The 3,959-nt window shown below is 65.8% G+C and carries 5 protein-coding genes; 3 read left to right on the top strand and 2 right to left on the bottom strand.

Translation table 11 applies throughout. The features are described from left to right. Positions 1 to 1,234, bottom strand: a 1,234-nt coding sequence (locus MUO23_15270; GenBank protein MCJ7514311.1) for a hypothetical protein, incomplete at its 3' end; no start/stop codon positions are given. A gap of 44 nt (positions 1,235 to 1,278) precedes the next feature. Beyond that, entirely contained in the window at positions 1,279 to 1,638 is a 360-nt protein-coding gene (locus MUO23_15265) for a hypothetical protein (GenBank protein MCJ7514310.1), read from the bottom strand. Between the two features lie 171 nt (positions 1,639 to 1,809). On the opposite strand from MUO23_15265, the gene MUO23_15260 reads away from it, so the two are divergent. The 3 genes from MUO23_15260 to MUO23_15250 all read left to right on the top strand — a co-directional run. Next, the gene (locus MUO23_15260) at positions 1,810 to 2,448 is read left to right on the top strand and encodes a CDP-alcohol phosphatidyltransferase family protein (GenBank protein ID MCJ7514309.1); all 639 of its coding nucleotides are present in this window, start codon (positions 1,810 to 1,812) and stop codon (positions 2,446 to 2,448) included. Further along, positions 2,445 to 3,341, top strand: coding sequence for a lysophospholipid acyltransferase family protein (locus tag MUO23_15255; GenBank protein ID MCJ7514308.1), 897 nt, complete (start codon positions 2,445 to 2,447; stop codon positions 3,339 to 3,341). The genes MUO23_15260 and MUO23_15255 overlap by 4 nt, the downstream gene beginning before the upstream one ends. Positions 3,342 to 3,429: 88 nt before the next feature. Further along, positions 3,430 to 3,959: NAD-dependent DNA ligase LigA (locus MUO23_15250; GenBank protein MCJ7514307.1), on the top strand; the 530-nt coding region annotated here is incomplete at its 3' end.

The raw sequence follows: 3,959 nt of genomic DNA, 5'->3' as shown, positions 1-3,959 counted from the left end.
CTTCCGGTGTCTGGGCCTGCTCGACCTGCTGCCACGCCTTCTGCACGATCGCCCGGTAGTACTCGAGCGTCTCCTTCAGGCTGAACCCCTTCATCTTCGCCTGGACCGCCTTGACCAAGTCGACGACAACCTTCTCCAACGCCTTCTGCCGGGCCCGGGCGTCGGCCTCGACGATGGCCTCCAGGTAGGTGCCCTCATAGTCTCGGAGCCCTTCGGGGGCGGGCTGGATGCGCTCAACTCGCAGCGGCTTCTCGCTCACCACGCGGGCGGCGCTCTTCTTGATCAAGGAGAACAAAACCATGGTCAAGATCTTGTCGAGCGGGGTCTCCAACAAGATGGCGGCCTCAACCGCGGTCAGTCCCCGCTTGATCCCATGTCCCTCAATGGCGATCTTCGGCGGCAGATAGGCCAGCTTCCGCTGATTGGCTTTGCGGAGGCCGAGGACCGTCGTTGCGACGAAGAACAGGCCAAAGCCGACGCAGCACAGCGGGACGATCAGCGCCGATAGACTGAAATCCACGCTGGCCGCGCCGGGGACGGCGACGGCGGACGGAGGGACGAGGCTCGCCGGGAAACCGGCGCCAAAGGTGTACTGGCGGCTGGGGTCGCCGGCCGGGTTGTACCACGAGTAGAAGATGCGACCCTGCGTATCCAGCCCGGCCTCCGGCGGCCCTTCAGGCCAGCCTCCTTCCACCGGATAGTAGCGCGGCTCCTCCGGCTGGATGCCCGGTGGCAGGTGGAACGTCACTCGCATCGGTGTCGTGCCGTGCACGAACTGCGAGTCGAACCAGGTCGGGGAGAACAAGGCGCTGGCATAGCCTGCCGGTTCCTGCGACTCGTACAGGAGACCTTCCACACCGCTCACGACAACCTTGACGACCCCCGACTGGCCGGCCGGGATGGCACGGCCCGCGAGGCCGAGGGCGAACCCGTTCTCGACGTAGGAGGAACTGGCGATATCGGTCATCGGGACGTCGTCGATCCAGGCGTTGACCGCGCTCAGGTCATAGCCCGAGGTGGGCATCCCGATATCCACATAGTCAATCGGACTTCCCCCCGGGTTGTTGCGGAAGGTCAGCTGGTACTCGATACGCGCCGTACCGTCCTCTTCCCAGAATACGTCGACGAGGCTTTGGTCCAAGCCGAAGTCGTACGTCTGGGCGCCGGCCGGGAGGACACCCAGCATGGCGCCCAGCAGTAAGGCTGCGGCCAAGGCTCGGAAGGCTGTGCGCATTCAGGACTCCTGACCCCGGCGAGGTGAGCGGACAAGACCGCTGACTACCACTTGGGCTCCTCGCTGAGCTGGTAGGACGTGTTGCAGTACGGGCACTGTACCCACGGGGCGCCGGTGATGACCTTGATGTTCTCCGATGACAGCGCCCCGCCGCAGTTGCGGCAGGTCATTTTCTCCAGATTGACGTCCCCCGAAAGCTCGATCTTCTGGATGACCGTCGCAGCCTCAGCCGCCTGCTTCGCCCTGCGGCCGACCAGCCAGATCAGCGCCAGTCCTGCGCCGATGCTGATGACTCCGACAACGATCCAGCCCACCGATCCCTCGGGGCTGAAGGCACCCCAGACGAAAAGCACGCCGAAGAAGATCAGGATGGCTGCGGCGATGTATCCGATGATTCTCCCCACGTCGTCACCTCTTCTCACCCGAGAGTCACCACCAGTCTAGCAAAGGGCCGATTTCCAAGCAATGGCAGAAACGCACCTCAAACCGGGGGAGGACGCCGCCGGCTGCCGCCCTCGATCCGTCACGCTTGACCGAATCCGGCGCCCAGTTACAATCGGACGTTGAGGCATTCGATGCTGGCCAACTGGATCACGCTGATCCGCTTCCCCCTTCTCGTTGTCTTCCTGGCCATTCTGTATGGCGGAGCCCCGTCGGCCATCGCCTGGAGTGTCCCGTATCTCTTCTTCCTGCTGGCTCTGGACACCCTGGATGGGGTCATCGCCCGCAAGCGGGGCGAGGCCAGCCTGATGGGCAGCATCCTGGACATCGCCGCAGACCGTACCTACGAACTGGTCCTGTGGGTCTCCTTTGCCGGGCTGGGCTTGCTGCCGATCGCCATTCCGCTGATCGTGATCATCCGCACAACCCTGACCGATGCCATCCGCACCATCGGCGTGGGCAAGGGCGAGGCGCCCTTTCAACAGCAGCGATCCCGCCTAAGTCGCTTCCTTGTGACCGCCCCCATCATGCGCAGCGGGTATAGTGGAACTAAGATCCTAGCCTTCTGCGGACTGACGCTGGCCCACGGCTTGTCCGGGTACCCGCCGGGGTCCGCAGCCAGCGCCGCCGCCGGCCCTGTGCTCACCGGGTCCATCTGGATGGCTTGGGTGGCGGCGGCCATCTGCGTGCTGCGCGGGCTGCCCGTGATCTCGGACGCCTTCCGCGCCTACTGGAACCCGGCCAAAGCCAAGAAGGACACCCCGGCGAGATGAGGCTGGCGGATCTGGGGAACACGGCTTTCGCCGCCCATCTGAGCATCCAGCTGGCGCGCTGGCTGCCGATGGGCGCAGCCCGGACGGTGGCCGACGCTGCTGCCCGGCTGGCCGCCCGGAACCCCGAGTCGCCGCTGGTCCAGGCCGTCCGGTCCAATCAGTCCGTTGTGCGCGGCTTGCCCTATGGGTCGCCCGAGACGAGAGCCGCCGTCGATCAGGTCCTCCAGAATGCCATGCGCGCCCACGCCGATGTGTTTCGGGCATTGGCCATCGGCCGCCACGCCCTGATGGAGGGCATGGTTCTCGATGATTCCCTGAAAGAGCTGCTGGACGACGCTTTGCCTCGTCGACGAGGCGTAATCATGGTCGGGGCCCACATGAGCGCCTTTGAGTTCATGCTTCTGACGCTGACTGAGCGTGGCTACCCCGGGCTGGCGCTGGCCTATGCCAACCCGACGGGCAGCTACCGGGTGCAGAACGAGATCCGCCGCCGGCACGGCTTGGATGTCCTGCCGATTGACATGCATGCCCTTCGCACGGCGATCGAGCGGCTGCGCGGCGGCGGGCTGGTGATGACCGGCGTGGACCGCCCGGACCCTGCCGGCAGGCCGCTGCGCCTTTGTGGGCGCCTGGCCCAACTGCCTGTCGGGCATGCCCGCCTGGCGATGCGCGCCGGTTCGCTGCTGGTTGCCGTGGTATGCGCCTCCGATGGCCCGAATCACTACCGCGGGATCGGGTTGGGTCAGTTGGATCCGCATGACTTCGCCTCCGGGGCCGATGGCATCCACGCTTTGGCGCAGGCAGCCCTGGACTTGTTTGAACCCCAGCTGCGATCCCGTCCGGGGGAATGGCTGATGTTCTACCCGCTGTGGCCAGAGGCGATCCCGGCCTGAAGCCACCGGCAATTCCCGCCGTTCCCCCATCGGATGGCAAGCACCGTCACCCTGGGGGCCGGGCGGAGGCGCAGACTATAATTCGCCCATGGCCGACCGCGAAGCCGCCGAGCGCGCAGCCCAACTGCGCCAGCAAATCGCCTTCCACAACCACCGCTACCATGTCCTCGAGGCCCCGCTGCTCTCGGACTACGAGTTCGACCAGCTGCTGCGGGAGTTGGTGGAGCTTGAGGCGCAGCACCCTGAAATCGCCATGCCCGACTCGCCGACGCAGCGGGTCGGCGGTGAAGCGGCAGAGAGGTTCGCCAAGGTCCGGCATCCTGTCCCGGTGCTCAGCCTGAGCAACGCCTTCGACGAGAACGAGGTGCGCGCCTGGGCAGAGAGGATCGGCCGGCTGGACCCGGCAGTCGAGGGCGCAGCCTTCGTTGTCGAACCCAAGCTGGACGGATTGACCGTGGTGTTGCACTACGCCGATGGTCTGTTTGTGTTGGGAGCCACCCGGGGCGATGGCGAAACCGGCGAAGACATCACCGCCAACCTGCGGACGGTCCGCAGCCTGCCTCTGCGGATCCCAGTGGATCCCCGAGGCCCCATTCCTCCGCCGCGCCTCGTCGTTCG

This window comes from Anaerolineales bacterium (assembly GCA_022866145.1).
GTDB lineage: Bacteria > Chloroflexota > Anaerolineae > Anaerolineales > E44-bin32 > PFL42.
The sequence above is the reverse complement of the archived record's forward strand: the minus strand, read 5'-3'. Positions and strand labels throughout refer to the sequence as shown.

Excerpts from the sequence above, each read along its gene's own strand:
- MUO23_15260 (MCJ7514309.1), top strand. The coding sequence starts at position 1,810 with ATGCTGGCCAACTGGATCACGCTGATCCGCTTCCCCCTTCTCGTTGTC.
- MUO23_15255 (MCJ7514308.1), top strand. The coding sequence starts at position 2,445 with ATGAGGCTGGCGGATCTGGGGAACACGGCTTTCGCCGCCCATCTGAGC.